The sequence below is a fragment of the Lactobacillus sp. W8172 genome (genome assembly GCF_016102055.1).
GTDB classification, from domain to species: Bacteria; Bacillota; Bacilli; order Lactobacillales; family Lactobacillaceae; genus Lactobacillus; species Lactobacillus apis_A.
Genome location: NZ_JACFPG010000001.1, coordinates 81989 through 103345 on the forward strand (window position 1 = coordinate 81989; position 21357 = coordinate 103345).

At 38.0% G+C, this 21357-nt stretch carries 20 protein-coding genes; 17 read left to right on the forward strand and 3 right to left on the reverse strand.

Annotated elements, in window-relative coordinates; genetic code table 11:
• The first annotated feature begins 16 nt into the window (after positions 1–16).
• Entirely contained in the window at positions 17–493 is a 477-nt protein-coding gene (gene greA, locus H3R21_RS00405) for a transcription elongation factor GreA (RefSeq protein ID WP_046307234.1), read from the forward strand.
• Positions 494–546: 53 nt separating this feature from the next.
• Here greA and H3R21_RS00410 read toward each other — a convergent pair whose 3' ends face one another.
• Positions 547–1461, reverse strand: coding sequence for an N-acetylglucosamine kinase (locus H3R21_RS00410; RefSeq protein WP_046307233.1), 915 nt, complete (start codon positions 1459–1461; stop codon positions 547–549).
• A 302-nt stretch (positions 1462–1763) separates the two neighbouring features.
• On the opposite strand from H3R21_RS00410, the gene H3R21_RS00415 reads away from it, so the two are divergent.
• From H3R21_RS00415 to H3R21_RS00460, 10 genes are all read left to right on the forward strand, one after another.
• Positions 1764–3791: a penicillin-binding protein 2 gene (locus H3R21_RS00415; protein WP_222710185.1), complete on the forward strand. Its 2028-nt coding sequence runs from the start codon at positions 1764–1766 to the stop codon at positions 3789–3791.
• 84 nt (positions 3792–3875) lie between these two features.
• Positions 3876–4025, forward strand: coding sequence for a 50S ribosomal protein L33 (gene rpmG / locus H3R21_RS00420; protein ID WP_046307229.1), 150 nt, complete (start codon positions 3876–3878; stop codon positions 4023–4025).
• A 53-nt stretch (positions 4026–4078) separates the two neighbouring features.
• Positions 4079–4651: a 5-formyltetrahydrofolate cyclo-ligase gene (locus tag H3R21_RS00425; RefSeq protein WP_198182319.1), complete on the forward strand. Its 573-nt coding sequence runs from the start codon at positions 4079–4081 to the stop codon at positions 4649–4651.
• A gap of 10 nt (positions 4652–4661) precedes the next feature.
• Positions 4662–5342, forward strand: coding sequence for a rhomboid family intramembrane serine protease (locus H3R21_RS00430; RefSeq protein ID WP_046307225.1), 681 nt, complete (start codon positions 4662–4664; stop codon positions 5340–5342).
• On the forward strand, positions 5342–5560 hold the full coding sequence (locus H3R21_RS00435; protein WP_046307223.1) for a YqgQ family protein: 219 nt from the start codon (positions 5342–5344) through the stop codon (positions 5558–5560). Before H3R21_RS00430 ends, H3R21_RS00435 begins: the two co-directional genes overlap by 1 nt.
• A gap of 59 nt (positions 5561–5619) precedes the next feature.
• Positions 5620–6024: a rhodanese-like domain-containing protein gene (locus H3R21_RS00440; protein ID WP_046307222.1), complete on the forward strand. Its 405-nt coding sequence runs from the start codon at positions 5620–5622 to the stop codon at positions 6022–6024.
• A gap of 84 nt (positions 6025–6108) precedes the next feature.
• On the forward strand, positions 6109–7029 hold the full coding sequence (miaA, locus tag H3R21_RS00445) for a tRNA (adenosine(37)-N6)-dimethylallyltransferase MiaA (protein WP_198182320.1): 921 nt from the start codon (positions 6109–6111) through the stop codon (positions 7027–7029).
• Complete coding sequence (locus tag H3R21_RS00450; RefSeq protein ID WP_198182321.1) at positions 7022–8272, forward strand: methionine gamma-lyase family protein; 1251 nt, start codon at positions 7022–7024, stop codon at positions 8270–8272. Before miaA ends, H3R21_RS00450 begins: the two co-directional genes overlap by 8 nt.
• Before the next feature lie 193 nt (positions 8273–8465).
• Positions 8466–9803 (forward strand): type I glutamate--ammonia ligase, encoded by a 1338-nt coding sequence (gene glnA, locus H3R21_RS00455; protein ID WP_187158062.1) that lies wholly within the window; start codon positions 8466–8468, stop codon positions 9801–9803.
• 276 nt (positions 9804–10079) lie between these two features.
• Positions 10080–11264, forward strand: a complete 1185-nt coding sequence (locus tag H3R21_RS00460) for an MFS transporter (RefSeq protein ID WP_198182322.1) — start codon at positions 10080–10082, stop codon at positions 11262–11264.
• Between the two features lie 146 nt (positions 11265–11410).
• Here H3R21_RS00460 and pyrE read toward each other — a convergent pair whose 3' ends face one another.
• Together pyrE and pyrF are read right to left on the reverse strand one after the other, a co-directional pair.
• Positions 11411–12046, reverse strand: a complete 636-nt coding sequence (gene pyrE, locus H3R21_RS00465; protein WP_198182323.1) for an orotate phosphoribosyltransferase — start codon at positions 12044–12046, stop codon at positions 11411–11413.
• Positions 12047–12754, reverse strand: coding sequence for an orotidine-5'-phosphate decarboxylase (gene pyrF / locus H3R21_RS00470; RefSeq protein ID WP_198182324.1), 708 nt, complete (start codon positions 12752–12754; stop codon positions 12047–12049).
• A gap of 244 nt (positions 12755–12998) precedes the next feature.
• Here pyrF and H3R21_RS00475 point away from each other — a divergent pair, with 244 nt between their 5' ends.
• From H3R21_RS00475 to carB, 6 genes are all read left to right on the forward strand, one after another.
• On the forward strand, positions 12999–13925 hold the full coding sequence (locus H3R21_RS00475; protein WP_198182325.1) for a dihydroorotate dehydrogenase: 927 nt from the start codon (positions 12999–13001) through the stop codon (positions 13923–13925).
• Positions 13926–14150: 225 nt separating this feature from the next.
• Positions 14151–14690, forward strand: coding sequence for a bifunctional pyr operon transcriptional regulator/uracil phosphoribosyltransferase PyrR (pyrR, locus tag H3R21_RS00480; RefSeq protein WP_198182326.1), 540 nt, complete (start codon positions 14151–14153; stop codon positions 14688–14690).
• Positions 14691–14847: 157 nt separating this feature from the next.
• Complete coding sequence (locus tag H3R21_RS00485) at positions 14848–15804, forward strand: aspartate carbamoyltransferase catalytic subunit (RefSeq protein WP_198182327.1); 957 nt, start codon at positions 14848–14850, stop codon at positions 15802–15804.
• Positions 15804–17063 (forward strand): dihydroorotase, encoded by a 1260-nt coding sequence (locus tag H3R21_RS00490; protein WP_198182328.1) that lies wholly within the window; start codon positions 15804–15806, stop codon positions 17061–17063. Before H3R21_RS00485 ends, H3R21_RS00490 begins: the two co-directional genes overlap by 1 nt.
• A gap of 15 nt (positions 17064–17078) precedes the next feature.
• Complete coding sequence (locus H3R21_RS00495; protein WP_198182329.1) at positions 17079–18164, forward strand: carbamoyl phosphate synthase small subunit; 1086 nt, start codon at positions 17079–17081, stop codon at positions 18162–18164.
• Entirely contained in the window at positions 18157–21339 is a 3183-nt protein-coding gene (gene carB, locus H3R21_RS00500; RefSeq protein ID WP_198182330.1) for a carbamoyl-phosphate synthase large subunit, read from the forward strand. Before H3R21_RS00495 ends, carB begins: the two co-directional genes overlap by 8 nt.
• Positions 21340–21357: the final 18 nt, after the last annotated feature.

The following is a 21357-nucleotide window of genomic DNA, read 5'->3' on the forward strand; positions in this document are numbered from 1 at the left end:
AGGAGTAGAAAATTTCATGCCTGAGAAATCATATCCAATGACTGCTGAAGGAAAAGAAAAACTTGAAGCAGAACTTAAGAATTTAAAATTAGTAAAACGTCCTGAAGTAATTGAACGAATCAAAGTTGCTCGTTCATACGGTGATTTATCTGAAAACTCAGAATATGATGCCGCTAAGGATGAACAAAGTCACTTAGAAGACCGAATCAATGTCGTTGAAGAAATGTTGAAATATGCACACGTTGTTGATGCGAATTCAAGTGACCCAGATGAAGTTGCTGTCGGAAAGACTGTTACTTATACTGAAGTTGGTGAAGATGATCCAGAAACATATACTATTGTTGGTAGTGATGAATCTGATCCAATGAATGGTAAAATTTCTAACGATTCACCGATTGCTCAAGCCATTCTTGGTAAGAAAAAGGGTCAAACAGTGACCATTACAACACCAGGTGGTAAATTTGACGTTGTTATTAACAAAGTTGAAGAATAATTATAATAAAAAACCAGTTACTTTTATGTAACTGGTTTTTTTGTGGGAAATTACTAGTGACTAGTAAAGTAACGATAATCTTTACTCTTGTCAAAAACAACACCGCGGGCATTTTCTCCATTAGAGATTGAAAATACAGCTTTTGGATAGCGCTCATGAACTTTAGCTTCCAAGTAATTCCGCATCATTTCATTGTTTGCAAGAACTGAACCTGTCAGAGCAATGCGCATTGGTTTTGGTTCCTCGTAGCGATCCATACCAATGATAATATCGCGGGCGAGTAGCTCAGCCTGTTCTTTAATTACTGCAGTTGCATTTTCATCGCCACTGTCAGCCAATTTTGCAACGCTAACAGCCATTGAAGCAACTTCTGGATTAGTCATTTGGTAGAACTTGGCAGTTCCATCAACAATGTTATCAGTCTTAAATAAGTCATTAAACATTGGAATAAGTTTGTTATCTTCGCGCTTATCCCAGCTTAATAAAGCAGACTTAAGTGCAGTCAAGGCAATTGCATAACCAGAACCTTCATCTCCCAAAGTGGCACCGTATCCGCCAGTAGTGATGATTCGTCCATTTTGTAAACCGTTAAATACTGAACCGGTCCCTGCAATAACCAAACCGCCGTCTTCGCCTTCAAGACCACTATAAAGTGCTAATAATGAGTCTGTAACTGCACGCGTTGGTAAGTTATTAACTTTAGCAGAAATTTCTGCAGCCACTTCGGAGGCATGTCCAATAACTGATAGGCCTGCCATACCGCACAAAATGCGTTGGCAATCACCATCAATTTCATCAATTAGGTGGTTAATGGCACTAGTGATGTTCTTGATTGCAGTGTCGTAATCTGTATTGACTTGACCCGGGCCAGCTTCACTACGTTTAATTTCGTTACCGGTTAGATCATAAGCAATTGCGGTAGTATGTGTACCACCAGCATCGACACCAATTTGGTATTCAAGTGTCATAGTTTTATCTTCCTTCCATTAATTACTCTTTTCACTATCTATTCTATTACAAAAAGCTTAAATGCAGAAGATGTTTCAGTAAATAAAGAAGTAGATAATTGCTTTTTAAAAAGAGTGATTCAACAAATTTACTATTTTGCTGTTCTCTTTTTAAATTTTGTCAAAGCAACAAGCAAGTGATGGAATTACAACACTGCATTTGATAAAATAGCCTTAGTTTAGTGAGGTTGGATTACGTGAAATTTTTTAAAAAGGATCAAAAATCAAATAGAAATAAGACAGAATCGTCAACACCACTCAGAATGAAGTTAATTCTGGGCATTATTTTTGTGCTTTTTGCTACATTAATTGGTCAATTAGCTTATTTACAAATCGGTTATGGGTCACGGTTTAAAGCAGAAGTACAAAAATCAAATTCAGCCGTTGTCTCTAGCCAGGTTCCGCGTGGTGTGATGTATGATAATAAGGGACGAGTTTTAGTTGGTAACACCGCCAAAAATGCGATTACTTATACTAAGAGCGTTTCAACGACTATTGATGATGTCTACTCAATTTCTAATAAGCTCAGCAATTATATTTTGATTAAGAACGAGAAGCCAACTGAACAACAAATCATTGATTACTATTTGGGTAATAAGGAGAATAGTAAGCGAGAAGCTGCTAGAGTTCCTAAATCTATCCGTGCTACCGAAGATGATGAAAAAATTAATAAAAGTATTCAACAACAGGTTCAAGCAAAGCATTTAAAACTATCTAAACGGCAGGAAACAGCAGCGTTAATTTATAACAAAATTTCCGGTGCGTATACACTGTCAACCATTTACGTTAAAAATGATGGTTTAACCGATAAGGAAATTGCTGAAGTAGGTGAGCACTTATCTGAATTGCCAGGAGTTGGAATTGGAACTGACTGGCAAAGATCATATCCTAATGGTTCTTCTATTCAAAGTATTATTGGCTCGGTTTCCACCCAGAAGGCTGGTTTGCCGAGTGATAACTTGCAATACTATTTGACCAACGGTTATTCAAGAAATGATCGGGTTGGTACTTCATATTTAGAAGAAGAATATGAGCCACTGTTAAAAGGAACAAAATCAACCAGTAAAGTTTCAACGACAAGTTCCGGTAATATTGAGCAGACTAAATCAGTTTATTCTGGTCAAGCTGGAGCAAGTTTGGTTTTAACGATTGATGCACGCTATCAAAAAGAAGTACAGAAATCACTTGAACAGATTTATTCTTCCGCGATTGCATCTGGAGCTGCTCATTATTCAAACGGTGCCTATGCCGTTGCAATGAATCCTAAAACGGGTGCACTTCTAGCAGTTGCTGGAATTAGTCGAGATCCAAAGAAAAATAAAACAACTAATAATGCCTTAGGCGTCATCAATCAAGCCTTCGTTATGGGATCTGCCGTTAAGGGAGCAATGGTTAGTGGTGGCCTAATTAACAAGATTATTACGCCAACAGACAACGTGATGCCCGATGTTCCAGTTTATCTACCCGGAACACCGATTAAGAAATCAGTATATCCAGTGGGAACGTTTGGCTCATTGGATGCCTCAACAGCACTGGAAGTTTCTAGTAACATTTACATGATGCGTTTGGCAATGAAATGGGTTAACGCTAAGTATGTTCCTAAAGAATTTATTAGTATGCCTAATACTGCCTTTGATACAATCAGACATAATTTTAATATGTTTGGCTTAGGGCAGAAAACTGGTGTTGATTTACCAGGCGAAATTTCAGGTATTCAAGGTAAGTCCTTTAATGAACACGGGCAGATTTTATCAGGGTCAGTTCTAGACTTATCTTACGGCAACTATGATGCATATACACCAATTCAAATGGTGCAATACGTTTCAACAATAGCTAATGGCGGCTATCGAATGCAACCATATATCGTCCAGTCAATTGGTCGAACTTCCAGAAATGGTAAAAAGGTTTATATTGATTATGACAAAAAACCTAATGTTCAACTAAAAATTCCATGGACACCAAGTGAACTGGATGTAGTTCGGCAAGGATTTTGGCGTGTTGTACACGGTACTAACTCATGGGGTACTGCGCATAAGATAAAGAATGTTAAACCGTCAATTTCCGGTAAATCTGGAACAGCGCAAACCTTTTATTATGATCCAGATAACCCTAATCAAAAGAATCCACCAGAGTTAGTCAATGCAACGTTTGTAGGATATGCACCATCGGACAATGCAAAGATTGCGACTGCCGTTGTTTTCCCAGGTTTAGACCCTGATTTGGAAGGCTCTTACACACTGCAAATGACTAAAGCAATGGTTCAAGATTACTTTAAACTCTATAAAAAATAGAAAAAAGATAATAATTACTGGTAAAAGTGAAAGAGAAATGCTAAACTTATACAGTCAGAATAAAGAATTTAGGTGGTGAAAGAAATGGCAGATAACATCATTTTGGAATGCACCGAATGTGGCGATAGAAGTTACTTATCTAAGAAAAACAAGCGTAAGCATCCGGATCGTTTAAGTTTGAAGAAGTATTGTCCAGTTGAAAGACACACTACTCTTCATCGTGAAACTAAGTAATAAACCAATATGGCAGGAGCCTATGCTCCTGCTATTTTTTGTATAGGGAAGACATGGACAAAAAAGAATTTAGGCAACAACAAATAAAGATTTTAGGTGAATATGCGGACAGTGAGCAAAAGATAAATGAAGATCAAGCTTTGCTTGACAGCTTAATTAATACTGAGCTGTTAAAAAATAATCGTAGTATTGGAGTCACTTCTTCTCTATCCTATGAAGTAGATACTGCTAAGCTGATTGCTTATCTGTGGGATTTGGGCAAAGAAGTTTATCTTGCACGTGCGAATAACGATAAAGAACACACGCAAGATTTTGTTCTATATAACTATATGACAAGAGTTTCGCGCTCAAAATTTGGTGTAGAAGAAGTAAGTGATCCGCACGCTAAAATTAATAATGAACTCGATTTGTTGATTGTTCCTGGATTAGCTTTTGCCGAAGATTCCCATCAACGTTTAGGCTTTGGTGGAGGCTATTATGACCGTTTTTTGGCTAAACATACTTCCACTAAGACTGTTGCCTTAGCGAATACAAAAATGATTTTTAGTTCTGCTCAGTGGGAAATTGAGGCAACAGATATTCCGATTGAAATGATTATTACGCCTACTTCAATTTTACAAAATTAACGAGGTTAAGATGGATCAACGACAATATTTAAAAAATTGCTACGTAACTGTTGGCATTTTGGTAGTACTACTACTTACCTTTATTGTAGAAACAGCTCTTGGTGGCTCAGAAAATACGGCTGTCCTGGTTAAAATGGGCGCCATGAACAATTATGCTGTAGTTGGTGGGAACCAATGGTGGCGACTCTTTACAGCCCAATTCTTACACATTGGCATTATGCACTTGGTTTCAAATGCGGTAATGATTTATTATATCGGTTACTACATGGAACCACTTCTTGGTCACTGGCGCTTTTTATTGCTTTACCTGCTTTCAGGTGTAGGTGGTAATTTGTTAAGCTTGGCTATGGGAAGCGACAGTTCTCTTAGTGCCGGTGCTTCAACAGCATTGTTTGGCTTGTTTGGTGCAATGACTGCAGTGGCTTTAAAAAATCGTGCTAATCCAGTTATTTCGTATTTGGGCCGTCAGGCTTTCTGGCTAGCAGCCATTAATATTGGATTGGATTTATTTGCTCCTAACATCGATATTCAAGGTCATATTGGCGGTTTTGTTGCAGGAGTACTTGTGGCAATTATCTTAGGAGACCGCACGACACATCATTACTCGGTTAAAGAAAGAACTGTTGCTGCAGCTGTCATAATTGTTTATTGTGTCGCCACAGTCAGAATGGGTATGGTCATAAAACTATAATGAAAACACTATATGATGTACAACAGCTTCTTGAAAAATACGGCATATTTGTTCATGTTGGTAAGCGGATCTGGGATATTGAACTCATGGCGCTAGAACTCGATAATATTAATCATGCCCATCTAATTAGTCAGCACGATTACTTAGTGGCAAAACTAATTTTAAATCGAGAGCATGAATACGAAGAAAAGCATCAACAAGATAACCATAGCTCTTAAAGAAATTTAGGAGTATATTATTTTTATGAACATTTTTACTAGAGGAGAAATCGATTTTTATGTCAACTTTTATAATTATTGTAGATATAGTATTAATAGTTATCATCTTGGCTTTTGTTGTTGTTTGGCTGTGGAATAAGATTCAAACAAAACGATTAGGCAATGGTGACTTAACCAATGAAGAATTTAATCAAGGAATGAGAAAGGCACAAATTGTTGATTTACGTGAAAAGGAACCTTTCAAAAGAAAGCACATTGATGGTGCCCGTAATCTTCCATACACGATGATGAAATACCAATATTCAGAGTTAAGACCAGACTTACCTGTTTATTTGTATTCCGATTCTTTGTCGGTTACTCTTCGTGCCGCTAGATTTTTGCAAAAGAAGAACTTCTCTTCAATTAAATGGCTAAAAAATGGCTTTGATGAATGGGATGGCCGTACCAAATCATCTAAATATTAATCTAAAAACATGTTTGTACTCTTTTTCAAACGTGTTTTTTTAATATATAATTAAAATCGATATGCAAAAAAAGGGAAGCGAAAGATGCAAAAAATATTAGCAATTGTTGGACCAACGGCTATTGGTAAGACAAGCACAGCGATTAATCTAGCTACTGAGCTCAATGCGGAAATTATCTCCGGCGATTCAATGCAAATTTATCGTGAAGTTAAGGTGGGCACAGCCAAGCCGACGAGCGAAGAACAAGCATTAATTAAGCACTATTTGGTCGATGTGCAGTCGGTTTATGAGCCCTATTCAGTTAAGGATTTTGTTGACCAAGCGCAGCAGGCAGTTTCAGAGATTGCACACAAAAACAAGTTGCCAATTTTGGTAGGGGGAACAGGTTTTTATGTTAATGCCCTATTAAACCGGATGCAACTTGGTGAAGTAAATGAACATAAGCAAGCAGTAGACGATTATTGGCAAAGCTATTTAGATAAAAACGGTGAGGCTGCTTTGTGGCAAGAATTGGCTAAGCAAGATCAAGTGACTGCGTCTAAGATTCCAGTTACAAACTCAAGAAGGGTTTTACGTGCTCTGACAGTTATTAAGCGCACAGGGAAAAAGTTTTCAGAGCAACAAACACAAATTAAGCCGCGTTATGATTATCTGATTTTTGGCCTAAATTCTGATCGCCAAGAAATTTATCACAGAATTGATTTACGAGTTGATCAGATGATGGATGCGGGCCTACTTGAAGAAGCTAGGTTTATTTATGACAATCGGCAAAAAGAGTACCAAGTCCTGCAGGCAATTGGGTATAAGGAATTTTTCCCATATTTTGAAGGCAATAAAGAACTTGATGATAGTGTTAAAGACTTAAAGACGGCATCACGTAGGTACGCCAAACGGCAACTGACCTATTTTAGGCATCAATTACCAATTACATGGGTCGATCCCCTTAATGATCAAGATTATTTAGTAAAAATGAAGAAGAAAGCAGAGGAATGGTTGAATGAATAATTGGCCAGAAGAATTACAACAGATTGTTAGTGAGATTGATAAGCAAATTGCTCCGCAGTTAGCAAAAATTGACGATAATATTTTGTATAATCAAAACAAAGTATTGCAAGCATTTAAGGATAAGGCCGTAGCAGAAGCTGACTTGATTGGTAGTACTGGTTATGGTTCAGATGATAGTGGCCGTGATAAGCTTGATCGTATTTATGCGCAAATTTTTCATACCGAGGATGCGCTGGTTCGTTCCCAGTTTGTTTCCGGAACGCATACTTTAGCTACTGCGATGGCAGGTAATTTACTTCCAGGGGATGAGTTAACTTATCTAACTGGAATGCCTTATGATACCTTGCAACAAGTTATTGGAATTGCAGGAGATGGTCGAGGGAGTCTGAAATCATACGGGGTAAAATTTTCTCATGTTGATTTGCTTGAGGATGGTAGCGTTGATTTTGATAGTGCACGTAGCTTGTTAGCTGAACATCAGCCAAAAATGGTGGTTATCCAGCGTTCACGTGGTTATGATACTCGTAAAAGTTTTACGATCGAAAAAATCAAGCCAATGATTGAAATGATCAGAGAAGTGAGCCCCGCCAGCATCATTTTTGTCGATAACTGCTATGGCGAATTTTCTGAAAAACATGAACCAACAGAATATGGCGCAGACATAATGGCTGGTTCTTTAATTAAAAATGCTGGTGGTGGTTTAGCTAAAGTCGGTGGTTATGTTGTTGGAAAGCATGAGTTAATTGAAAATACGGCCGCACGTTTAACAGCTGGTGGTATTGGACGTGAAGAGGGTGCAAGTCTAAATAATAATTTGGATTACTTTGAAGGTCTGTTTATTTCTCCAAGTGTAACGGGAAATGCGATTAAAGGTGCAATTTATTCTTCTGCAATTTTAGAACGAATGGGAGCAGAAGTTTCTCCAAAATGGAATGACGATCGAACTGATTTGATTCAGGCAGTAATTTTCCATGACAAAGATAAAATGATTCGCTTCGCTAAAGCACTACAGGAAAATTCACCAATTAACTCGTTTGTTGATCCTGTGCCAAGCAATGATACTGGCTATGAAGATAAGGTTATTATGGCTGATGGATCTTTTGTTGAAGGTGCAAGTATCGAGTTTTCTGGAGATGGACCAATTCGGCCGCCATACGCAATTTACATGCAAGGTGGGTTAACTTATGCTCATGTCAAAATTGCGATTACAAATGCAGTTAATGAATTATTCTTCAAAAATTAATTTTGGCCTGTCAATGGCTTTATATTAGTAAAGCTTTTGTAAAGATTAGCAAAAAAATGGTTAGACCACTTTGACAAGCATTTAATGTTTTGCTAATCTATTAATCAAGTTTTGAGCAAGGTTTGGAAAACTGTGTTCGGGCTATACCAATTGTTAGTTATTTATAGTTGTTTATATTTTTAGGTGGAAAAGCATGACAAAGAAAATTACAGCAGATGATATTAGAAAGAGCGTTATTGATGATGACGTTCGCTTTATTCGATTGGCTTTTACAGATATTAATGGAACTCTTAAAGCAGTAGAAGTTCCAACTAGCCAATTAGACAAGGTTTTGACTAATGATGTTAGATTTGATGGTTCTTCAATTGATGGCTTTGTTCGTCTAGAAGAAAGTGACATGATTTTGTTCCCAGACTTTTCAACTTGGTCAGTACTACCTTGGACAGATAGTCGTGGTGGTAAAATCGGTTGCTTGATTTGTTCCGTTCATACAACAGATGGTGAACCATTTGAAGGTGATCCACGTAATAATTTGAAGCGAATTGAAAAGCAAATGAAGGACATGGGCTTTTCTGCATTTGACATCGGTTTTGAAGCAGAATTCCATTTATTTAAATTAAATGAAAAAGGTGATTGGACTACTGAGGTTCCAGATCACGCTTCATACTTTGACTTAACTTCAAATGATGAAAGTGCAAGTTGCCGTCGTGATATCGTTGAAACTTTGGAAAGTATCGGTTTTGAAGTTGAAGCAGCTCACCATGAAGTTGGTGATGGCCAACAAGAAATTGACTTTAAGTTTGACGATGCTTTGGCAACTGCGGATCGTGTACAAACTTTCAAGATGATTGTTCGCGAAATTGCTAAAAAGCATGGCTTGTTCGCAACATTCATGGCTAAGCCATTACAAGGTCAAGCTGGTAATGGTATGCACACTAACATGTCTTTGTTCAAAGATGGTAAAAATGCTTTCTACGATAAGAATAATGAGTACCACTTATCAAATACTGCTCTTTACTTCTTAAATGGTATTCTTGAGCATGCTCGCGCAATTACAGCGGTTGCCAACCCAACAGTTAACTCTTATAAACGACTTATTCCTGGTTATGAAGCACCAGTTTACATTTCCTGGGCATCTAAGAACCGTTCTCCAATGGTCAGAGTACCCTCGGCTGAAGAAGTTAATACTCGTTTGGAAATGCGTTCTGCTGACCCAACTGCTAACCCATATCTATTGTTAGCAGCATGTTTGGAAGCGGGTCTAGATGGTATCAAACGTGAAAAGATGCCAATGGATCCTGTAACTTGCAACTTGTTTGAAGTTAGTGAAGAAAAACGCAACGAAATGGGTATTAAACCTTTACCTTCAACACTTCACAATGCACTTAAGGCATTCAAGGAAGATAAATTAATTCAAGAAGCACTTGGTGAACATCTTACCCAAAGCTTTATCGATTCCAAGGAACTTGAATGGGCACAATATGCCGAAACAGTTTCAGATTGGGAAAGAAATCGCTACATGGGCTATTAATTAACAAGAAATATAGTAAAAGCGAAACAAGCGATTGTTTCGCTTTTTATTTGCTACAGTATTTTGGAGTTAAAAAACTGAAAAATTATGAATTAGAAGGTTTGTATCAAAGTTGGTCAGCTAAATATACTTTTATGGGAATTTGATTCTCTATTCTTTAATATCAATGTCTTTTTGTAAAAATAAAAATTTGCAAGGAATCTGCAGTTAACTCAAAATGTTATAAGTGATAGAATAAAAACATTAATCTATTTTTAAAACTAAGTGAGAGATTAAATGGCTAAAGAAAAATCAATTTATACCAAAGACGTAATTCTAGTGATGGCAGCTTCGTTCTTTTTTATGTTCAGTACAATGTTTGTTAATCCACTAATTAACGGTTATGCCAAAAGTCTTGGAGCAAGTAGTGCATTTGCAGGCGTTATAGTCGGCATTATGAGTATTGCATCAATGTTTCTAAGGCCAATAGCAGGGAATTTAACAGATAAACTTTCTAAATATTGCTTATCATTGATTGGCGGTATTTTAATCATGGTAGGTGTGATTGGCTATGTCATAGCTCCTGCTAGCAATTGGCTATTAATTTTTCGCTTGATTAATGGTGTAGGGTTCGTTCTATGTACTGTTTGCATGTCTACGTGGCTAGCATTTTTGGTTCCTCGGGCTCATGTTGGCCAAGCTATGGGCTTTTATGGCTTAATGAATGCTTTGGCAATGGCGGTTGCTCCGGCCTTGGCAATTAATGTTTATCAAAAAACTGGTTACCGGCTAGCACTAATTGCTTCTGCAATTGCAGCTTTTATGATGGTCATTATCATTCAATTTGTTGGTAATCGTGCAAATCCTAAAAAAGGTACGGCTAAGAAAAAGTCCGGTTCTTCGCATCAGTTTAAAATTATTCAAAAAAATGTCCTGCCAATCGCAATGCTGACGACATTATTTGCTTTTCCTTATTTTTCCACGCAAGCTGATTTGGTTACTTATGCTCAAGAACGTCATCTGAATGTTAATGTGGGATCATTCTTTTTGATTTATGCTGTGGTTCTATTAGTAATTAGAATTTTTCTAAAGAACTTTTTCGATACAGTCAAATTTGGTATCTGGTTTTGGGTTAGTATTGGAGCCACTTTGATCTATCTGCTTTTATTATCAACTATGAAGAATAATTTGATGATGGCCTTAGCTGCTGCTTTTATGGCAATTGGCTATGGGGTAATCTATTCAATCTTGCAGTCAACAGCACTTCTTTTGGCGCCAATTAGTGAGCAGGGACTAGCAAGTAGCACTTTTTACTTGGGATTAGATATTGGGATGGCATTTGGTCCAATTATTATGGGATTAATTAGCGATCTTTTGCCAATTAAATTTTTCTACCCAATTCAATTGCTGTTATTACCACTGATGTTGATTGTGTACTGGCGTTACCATACCCGATTGAATGGAGCAATTAATCATCATTAAAAGTGTGATAAGACCTAGGGAGACAAATAGACTAGAAGTATGTAACATAGACAATTTTTCGCAAAAATTTGCGTGTAAATTACGATTGCAACTAAAAAAGTGCAACTAAACGATTGTTTAGCTGCACTTTTTGTTAGCAAGATTAATTATTGGAACTTTTTACCCCATTCCCATGGATCTTCGTGCCACGTTTTTAATGCTTCATATTCATCAGAACTAATGTAGTTCATTTCTTTTTCTTTTTGAAGTAGTTGGGGATAGGTGAGTAGAGGACTGAAGTCTACACCTGCATCAGCAAAGTTCTTTTTAGTATCACTAAGGTAGTAAGTGAAGATTGAACCTACACCGATGACATTGCCACCTTCATTTTCAGTCGCCTTAACGGCGTTGATGACAGAACCACCTGTTGTAATTAAGTCGTCGATTAAAACAATTTGATCATTTTCAGTAAAGCGTCCTTCGATTTGGCGACCTTTTCCGTGATCTTTAGGTTTTGGTCGAACATAAATCATTGGTAAGTCTAATTTGGTGGCAATCCAGGCTGCATGAGGGATTCCAGCAGTAGCAACACCACCAATTACGGATACATTAGGATATTTTTCTTTAATCAGTGCGGCTAAGTCGGTAGCAATCCAGTCGCGTAAGTCAGGATAAGAAACTGTCAATCTTAAGTCAGTGTAGATTGGTGATAACATACCACTGGCATAGGTATAGGGTTTGTCAGGTGAAATAGTAATAATTTTTTCTTCAACAAGTTTGTTAATGATTTGATCTTGATACATTTAATTGAACTCCTTTTTAATTTTTTGATATGTCAATTCTGGATTATCTGCTTGTGTGATTGATCGTCCAACAACAATCGCGCTAGAACCAAATTCTTTAGCTTTTTGTGGTGTTGCAACACGCTTTTGATCTCCATTGGTGTCACTTGCTAAACGAATGCCGGGTGTGACGTATAAAAAGTCATCTCCAACTTCTTTTTTCAGTTTTTCAACTTCAAGTGGTGAACAAATTACACCATCAGCGCCAGCTTTCTTAGCTGTTTGGGCAAGGCTAACAACTTGCTCAGCCATTGGTAATGAACAATTTTGTTCATTTGCCAAGATTGAATCTGAAATGGATGTGAGCTCGGTTACTGCTAGCAGTTTAGGAATTTCCTTTCCTTCAGGAGTTCCGTCTATCAATCCTTTTTGTGCAGCTGCAATCATTTCACTACCACCAAGAGCATGGATAGTTGTACAAAAAATTCCAAGTCGAGCAAGCTGTTTAGCTGCTTGATAAACTGTGTTTGGAATATCGTGTAGCTTTAAATCTAAAAAAATGGGGTAACCTTGCTGAACTAGTTTTTTAACTAAGTCCGACCCGGCGTGATAGAAAAGTTCCATTCCAATTTTTAAATAAGTATTTTCGGGCTTGCCTAGTTTTGCCAGTAGCTTTTGAACATCATTTTCATTGTCATAGTCCAAAGCTACAAATACCGCTTTTTCCATTAAAAACCTCCACAAGCAAAAAAGCCTATTCTGGTACAAGAGTGCAACAAAATAGACTTTTTATTTAATTTAAGTCATGTTCAACTTGCGGTCTCTCTGTACCGTTTAAAGTTTGTCAACATTGAGATTACCACCTTCATCAATAAAATACAACCAATTTTTAGTTTTTAAAAAATGGAAAAACGTGTAAAATAGAGCCAAAAATAATTGTAATGACTGAGAGCATTCATTTTTGGAGGAACTTATGACAAATATCAGCGTAAAATTACCAGGACTTAATTTAAAAAATCCAATCATGCCTGCTAGTGGTACTTTTGGTTTTGGCGACGTACCAGCAGCTAAGAAATTTGATTTGAATGAATTAGGTGCACTAGTAATTAAAACAACTACGCCAAAAGCGCGAGTTGGTAATCCGCAACCACAAATTGCCGTTTTAGACAATGGGGTACTTAACTCGGTTGGCCTAACAAATCCAGGAGTTGATCAAGTCGTAAGCGACAAATTACCTGAATTGAAAAAGAGTTATCCGACGCTGCCACTAATTGCAAGCGTAGGTGGTGAAAGTGAAGAGGGCTACGTTGAAGTAGCGACCAAATTAGCTAATTCAAACTTAGTTGATGCACTAGAAATCAACTTTTCCTGTCCTAATGTTGCTGAAGGTGGCATGACCTTTGGTGTTCATCCTGAACTCGTTGAAAGTTTAACTGCTAAAATTAAGGCTGCGGTTAATGTGCCAATTTATATTAAGTTAACGCCAAATGTAACAAGCACAACTGAAATTGCGCGTGCAGCAGAAGCTGGTGGCGCTGATGGATTGGCAATGATTAACACGGTAACTGGGATGCGGATTGATCTTAAAACACGTAAACCACTTTTAGGTAACAATATCGGCGGTTATTCTGGTAGCGCTGTAAAGCCAATTGCACTGTTTCAGATTAATCAAGTGCGTCAGGCTACTAACTTGCCAATTATCGGAATGGGTGGAATTGAATCTGCAAAAGATGTTGTTGAATTTATGCTAGCAGGTGCTAATGCAGTCGAAGTTGGCAGTGCTCATTTTAAGGATGCATTAGCATGTCCACATATTGCACGTGATTTGCCAGCGGTACTTGAAGAACTAGGTATCGAAGACATTAATGACTTAGTTAATCAGGTCGAGTTTAACAAATAAGAGCAAATTTATGTTTGATACGCTTTCTTGAATTCAGCTAATAACCTAAGATTTTTAGTTGACAAGTAGGAGTGGAACACGTATATTTAAATAGAAATATGTCCTTTAAATTAGTCCAGTGAGGCTAGCAAGGCAGGCTTAATTAAGTATCAAACTTTTTAGGAAGCACCTAGTCTCATTTAGACTAGGTGTTTTTTCATAGCAACGGTAATAGGAGAGAAAATGATGGCAAAAGAAATCTGGGATGCGCTTGCAATGAAGCGTGCTTTGACACGAATTACTTATGAAATTATTGAACATAATAAAGGCACAGAAGATTTAGTTTTAGTTGGCATCAAAACTCGTGGTGTTTATTTAGCACAACGTATTCACGACCGGATTCAAAAACTTGAAGACGTAGATGTACCTTTTGGTCAACTTGATATCACACTTTATCGTGATGACCGTCATGATGCTTCTTTAAAACAGGATCCTGTTGTTAACTCAGATGAATTGGGCGTTAATATTACTGATAAACATGTAATCCTTGTTGATGATGTTATTTACACTGGCCGAACAATTCGTGCGGCTATGGATGCATTGATGGACATGGGACGTCCGAGCTCAATTTCTGTTGCCGTGTTAGTTGATCGCGGTCACCGTGAGTTACCAATTAGAGCTGATTTTGTCGGTAAAAATATTCCAACTTCTTCAAACGAGCAAGTTGCCGTTAAAGTTGAAGAAATTGATCAAAAAGATAGTGTTGAACTGCAACCACTATCGTGATAAAAGTTATGATTTAATTCAACCATTTAATTGGCTCCAGAGAGGGTCAGAAGGGCTTGAGTTTCTTTTGTGCGGCACTGCATAAAAAATTCCCTTTTGATAAACCTGGAGTAAAAAGCTTCTGGTTTATTTTTTTGCAAAAGAAAAGAGTTTTAAAATGAAAACGACCAATTTAGTCACTTTATCATCATTCGTCAGTGTTGAAGACCTGAGTGTGCAAGAAGTTGAAGCATTGATTGCGCGAGCACAATACTTTAAAAATGGTGGTGCCAGACCTCATTTAACTGAGCCTGTATATGTTACAAATATGTTTTTCGAAAATTCTAGTAGGACACATACTAGCTTTGAAGTGGCTGAAAGAAGGTTAGGCTTGACGGTTATTCCGTTTGATCCATCTCATAGTTCAACTAAAAAAGGCGAAACGCTTTATGACACTTCTCTAGTTATGCAAGCCGTTGGAATTGATCTCGAAGTAATTAGACATCCTGAGAATGAATATTATGAAGAGTTAATCCACCCTAAGGAAAATGAGCATTTAAACATTGGCGTAATTAATGCCGGTGACGGTAGTGGACAACATCCTTCGCAATGCCTACTAGACATGATGACAATTTACGAACAATTTGGTCATTTTAAAGATCTCAAAATTGCAATTGTTGGTGACATCACTAACTCAAGAGTAGCTAAGAGCAACATGGAGCTCTTAAATAAGTTAGGTGCGCAGGTTTACTTCTCTGGCCCATGCTACTGGTACGACAGCAAATATGATCAGTATGGTCAGTTTAAAGAGCTTGATGAATTAGTCGACCAAATGGATGTCATGATGCTCTTACGGGTTCAACATGAACGTCACGCCGGTGATCCAAATGAAGCACAGTTTGATGCAAAGCAATATCACGAAGAATTTGGAATTAATCAGAAACGCTATGATCAAATGAAAGACGATGCCATTATTATGCATCCAGGTCCAATTAACCGGGGAGTTGAATTGGCAAGTGAGTTGGTAGAAGCACCTAAATGCCGCTTTGTTCGCCAAATGGAAAATGGTGTATTTATGAGAATGGCAATGATTGAAGCTGTAGTGCGTGGGCGCAAGCTAGGAGGCCTTTCCTAATGTCAACTGTAATTAAAAACGGTCAACTTTTTATCGGGGACCGGATTGAATCGGGCGATCTCTTAATTGAAAAAGGCAAAATAGTTGCTATTGGACAATCACTTACAGGAGACAATGAAATTGATGCAGGTGGAAAATTAGTTAGTCCTGGTTTAGTTGATGTCCACGTTCATTATCGTGATCCAGGTCAAACTAATAAAGAAAACGTGCAGACCGGTTCTAAAGCAGCAGCGCACGGTGGATTCACTACTGTTGGTGCCATGCCAAATGTTATTCCAGTACCTAACACACCGGAATTAATGTCCGAGATGGTTAAAAATAATCAGGACCGTGGTGTGGTTCATATCATGCAGTATGGTCCGATAACAACAGATGAAATAGGCGATGAGATTCCGGATTATCGCGGCTTAAAAGAAGCAGGCTGTTTTGCATTAAGTAACGATGGTAAGGGTGTTCAGAGTGCACAAACAATGTACTTGGCCATGCAGCAAGCAAAGAAGAATAATCTAGTCATCGCTGAGCACGCGCAAGATGATTCGCTTTTTAATCTGGGTGTGATAAATGAAGGAAAAAAAGCAGAAGAGTTTGGGGTGCGGCCAGTTACTGAGTTGGCTGAAACAACGCAAATTGCACGTGATCTATTGCTTGCACAAAAGACGGGTGTGAGATATCACATTTGTCATGTTTCAACTGAAAAGAGTGTGGCTTTGGTAAGACTTGCCAAGAAGGCAGGTATTAACGTTACTTGTGAAGTTGCACCACATCATTTGTTAATTGCGGATTACGACATTCCTGCAAACGACGGTAACTATAAAATGAATCCGCCACTTAGAAGTAAGGCTGATCAACAAGCGCTAATTGAAGGTTTACTTGACGGTACAATTGATATGATTGCAACAGATCATGCTCCGCATACCCAAGAAGATAAGGCCGGTGGTTTTGCAAAAGCCGCCTTTGGCATCACTGGGAGCGAAACTGTTTTTAGCGAACTATATACCCATTTTGTTAAAACTGGTGTTTTTTCACTAACGCAGTTATTGAAATGGTTAACTGTTAAACCTGCCGAGGCGTTTGGACTTAGTCAAGCGGGCAGGATAGCTTTAGGACAACCAGCAGATATTGCAATTTTTGACTTAAATAGCAGTTATAAAATTGCCGAAACCGATTATTTATCAAAAGGAACTAATACTCCTTTTACGGGTGATGAAGTTTATGGTCAAACATCCATGACCATAGTCGATGGTAAAGTTGTTTACTAAAAGGAAGGAAATTAAATGAGATACTTAATCTTAGAAGATGGTAGCATATATGAAGGCGAAGGCTTTGGCAGCAAAAGAGAAACCAAAGGTGAAGTCGTATTCACAACAGGTATGACAGGTTATCAAGAAGCTATTACGGATCAATCATATGCAGATCAAATTTTAGTTTTTACCAATCCGTTAATTGGTAATTATGGGATTACGCTGGCAGATTATGAATCACTTGAGCCTGGCATTAAGGGCGTGATTTGCCATCAAGTTGCACGCTACCCAGATAATTGGCGGATGCAAACAACTTTACCAGATTTTTTGGAAAGCTTGGATATTCCGGGAATCCAAGGAATTGATACTAGGGAACTGGTTAAAAAGTTGAGAATGCATGGAACTATGAGAGGACAAATCTGCGATTCTAAAGAAGAAGCAGAAACAATTGCTTCTGAGCTTAAAAAGACCAATGTTACTCAAGGTGTAATTAGTCGAGTTTCAACTTCTACTTCTTACCCTGTACCTGGTTCAAAACGTAATATCGTTGTAATTGATTTTGGCTTAAAGAACAGTATTTTACGTGAGCTTGCCAAACGTGACTGTAACTGTGTTGTTTTACCTTACACAGTTTCGGCCGAAAAAATCTTATCATTGAAACCAGACGGTGTGCTCTTGTCCAATGGACCTGGTGATCCGCTTGAAATGGCAGATGCCGTAGAAATGGTTAAAGAGGTGGAAAAGCATATTCCTTTGATGGGTATATGTATGGGTCACCAAGTATTTGCCCTAGCTAATGGTGCCAAAACTTATAAAATGAAATTCGGTCACCGTGGCTTTAATCATCCAGTGCGTGAAATTGCAACTGGCAATATCGGCTTTACTTCGCAAAACCATGGATACGCAGTTGATCGTGATTCGGTTGATCCAGAAAACCTCATGATTACACACGTTGAAGTTAATGACGGTACTGTAGAAGGATTGCGCCATAAAAAGTATCCAGCTTTTTCAGTTCAATTCCATCCAGACAGCACTCCTGGACCTCATGATGAAGAAAGTATTTTTGACTATTTCATGCAAATGATTGATCAAAGAAAGGAAGCACAGAAGCATGCCTAAAAGAACAGATATCAAAAAAATAATGGTGATCGGTTCTGGTCCGATTATTATTGGTCAAGCTGCTGAATTTGACTATTCGGGAACTCAAGCCTGTCTTGCTTTACGTGAAGAAGGTTATGAAGTAGTACTGGTTAACTCTAATCCAGCAACAATTATGACTGATACAACAATTGCCGATAAAGTATATATCGAGCCATTAACAGTTGATTCAGTCTCACGCATCATTCGTCAAGAATATCCTGATGCAATTTTACCTACTTTGGGTGGTCAAGTTGGCTTAAACATGGCCTTATCCCTAGCTGAAACTGGTATTTTGGATGAGCTAAATATTGAACTTTTGGGAACTAAACTTGAGTCAATCGAACAAGCAGAAGACCGAGAGAAGTTCAAAGAACTGTGTCAAAAATTGGGTGAACCGGTTCCACCTTCAAAGAGTGTTAAAACTGTTCAAGAAGCTTTAGACTTTGGTGATGAAATTGGTTATCCAATAATTGTTCGTCCTGCTTTCACAATGGGTGGAACAGGTGGCGGTATTTGTAATGACCGCGAAGAACTTGCTAGTGTTGCCAAAAATGGTTTGGAATTGTCACCAGTAACTGAATGTTTAATTGAAAAATCAATTGCTGGCTACAAAGAAATCGAATTTGAAGTAATGCGAGATCATGATGATAATGCCATGATTGTATGTTGTATGGAAAACTTCGATCCAGTTGGTATTCACACAGGAGATTCAATTGTTTTCTCGCCTTCTCAAACTCTATCTGATAAAGAGTATCAAATGCTTAGGGACTGTTCCTTGCGTTTGATTAGAGCTTTAAAGATTGAAGGGGGATGTAATGTCCAGTTGGCCCTTGATCCTAATAGCTTTGACTACGACGTTATCGAAGTTAACCCTCGTGTTTCAAGATCATCAGCCTTAGCTTCTAAAGCAACTGGTTATCCGATTGCCAAGATGGCAGCCAAAATTGCTGTTGGTTTAACTTTAGATGAAATCAAGAATCCTGTTACTGGTACAACTTTTGCTGAATTTGAGCCTGCGCTTGATTACGTTGTCTGCAAGATTCCACGTTTTCCATTTGACAAGTTTACCAAGGCTGATCGTCAACTTGGTACACAAATGAAAGCCACTGGAGAAGTAATGGCAATTGGTCGTACAGCTGAAGAAGCATTCCAAAAAGCTGTGCGTTCACTTGAAATTGATCAAAAAGACTTTTTCTCTAAAGAGGCACATGAAGCAAGCGACGAAGATCTTGAAACTAAATTAGTTAAAGTGCAAGACGACCGTCTCTTCTATATTGCTGAGGCCTTTAGAAGAGGTTACTCAATTTCAGACGTACATGAGTTGACTAAAATTAATTTCTACTTCTTGGATATCGTTAAGCACATTGTAGAATTAGAAAAAGAAATTCAAGCAAATCCTGATGATATTGCCATATTAAAGAATGCCAAAAAATACGGTTTTAGCGATGATACTATTGCCAACTTGTGGAATGAAAATGTAGATCAGGTACGTAATTTACGTAAGAGTAATGGAATTATTCCAGTCTATAAAATGGTTGACACTTGTGCTGCAGAATTTGTTTCTAAGACACCATACTTTTATTCAACTTATGATCTTGAAAATGAAAGTTTGAAAACTAACAAAAAATCAGTTTTGGTTGTTGGTTCGGGTCCAATCAGAATTGGTCAAGGGGTAGAGTTCGATTACGCTACTGTTCACTGTGTGAAGGCATTGCAGAAAATGGGATATGAAGCAATTGTCATTAACTCTAATCCTGAAACTGTTTCAACTGATTTCTCTATTTCAGATAAATTATACTTTGAACCATTAACCTTAGAAGATGTCTTAAATGTTTGTGACTTAGAAAAACCTGAGGGTGTCATTATTCAGTTTGGTGGACAAACCTCAATCAACTTGGCTGCGGGCTTAGAAGAACATGGAGTTAAGATATTAGGTACTAGTGTGGCTGATTTGAACCGTGCTGAAGACCGTGAATTGTTTGACCAAGTAGTTAAAGAGTTAGGATTAAAGCAACCTCAAGGTATAACTACTACCACGCACGACGGTGTAATTGAAGCAGCAAAGCAACTTGGTTATCCTGTTTTAGTAAGACCTAGTTATGTGCTTGGTGGTAAGGCAATGGAAATTGTTTATACTGAAGCAGAACTCGAAGATTACTTAAATAATCACGTTGATATCGCCAGTAGCCATCCAATCCTGGTTGATGACTATCTTGATGGTCGCGAATGTGACGTTGATGCAATTTGTGATGGTGAAACAGTTCTAATTCCAGGAATTATGGAACATATTGAACACGCCGGAGTTCACTCTGGTGACTCAATGGCTGTTTACCCAGCTCAAACCTTTACCCCTGACATTAAACAAAAAATTGCTGATGTTACCAAGAAACTAGCCTTGAAGCTAAATTGTCATGGTATCATGAACTTGCAGCTAATTGAGCGTGATGGGGAAATTTATATTATTGAAGTTAACCCACGTGCTAGTCGAACAGTTCCATTTTTGAGTAAAATTACTGATATTGAAATGGCGCAAGTAGCAACACGAGTAATTATGGGCGAGAGTTTGAAAGAGCAAGGTTATGCTGATGGCTTGGCTCCTGAACCAAAAATGATTAGTGTTAAGGCACCTGTCTTTTCATTCAGTAAGCTTGCTGATGTTGATAGTTACCTTGGACCAGAAATGAAATCAACTGGTGAGGTTATGGGTAGCGACTTGAGCTTCCCTAAAGCATTGTACAAGGCCTTTTCAGGCGCCAATATGCAAATTCCTGACAGCGGCAATGTTTTGTTAACAATTGAGGACCGTGACAAACAAGCAATCTTACCGATTGCCAAAAGATTTGCTCAAATCGGTTACAGAATTTTTGCCACTAGTGGAACAGCTAACTTCTTGCGGGATAATGGCCTTCATGTAACTGAAGTAAGTAAAATCCATGAAGAAAAGGAAGACAACCTTTTAAGTGAGTTTAAAAATGGTAAGATTGATCTAGTAATTAATACGATGGGACACGATGTGGCCAAAAACTCTGATGGCTTCATTATTAGACAAAATGCGATCCAGCAAAATATTCCATTGATTACTAGTCTAGATACAGCGCGAGCACTATTAATCGCTTTGGAAAATCGTTCATTTATAACAACGAGCTTAAAATAGAAAAAAGCTAACAAAAAG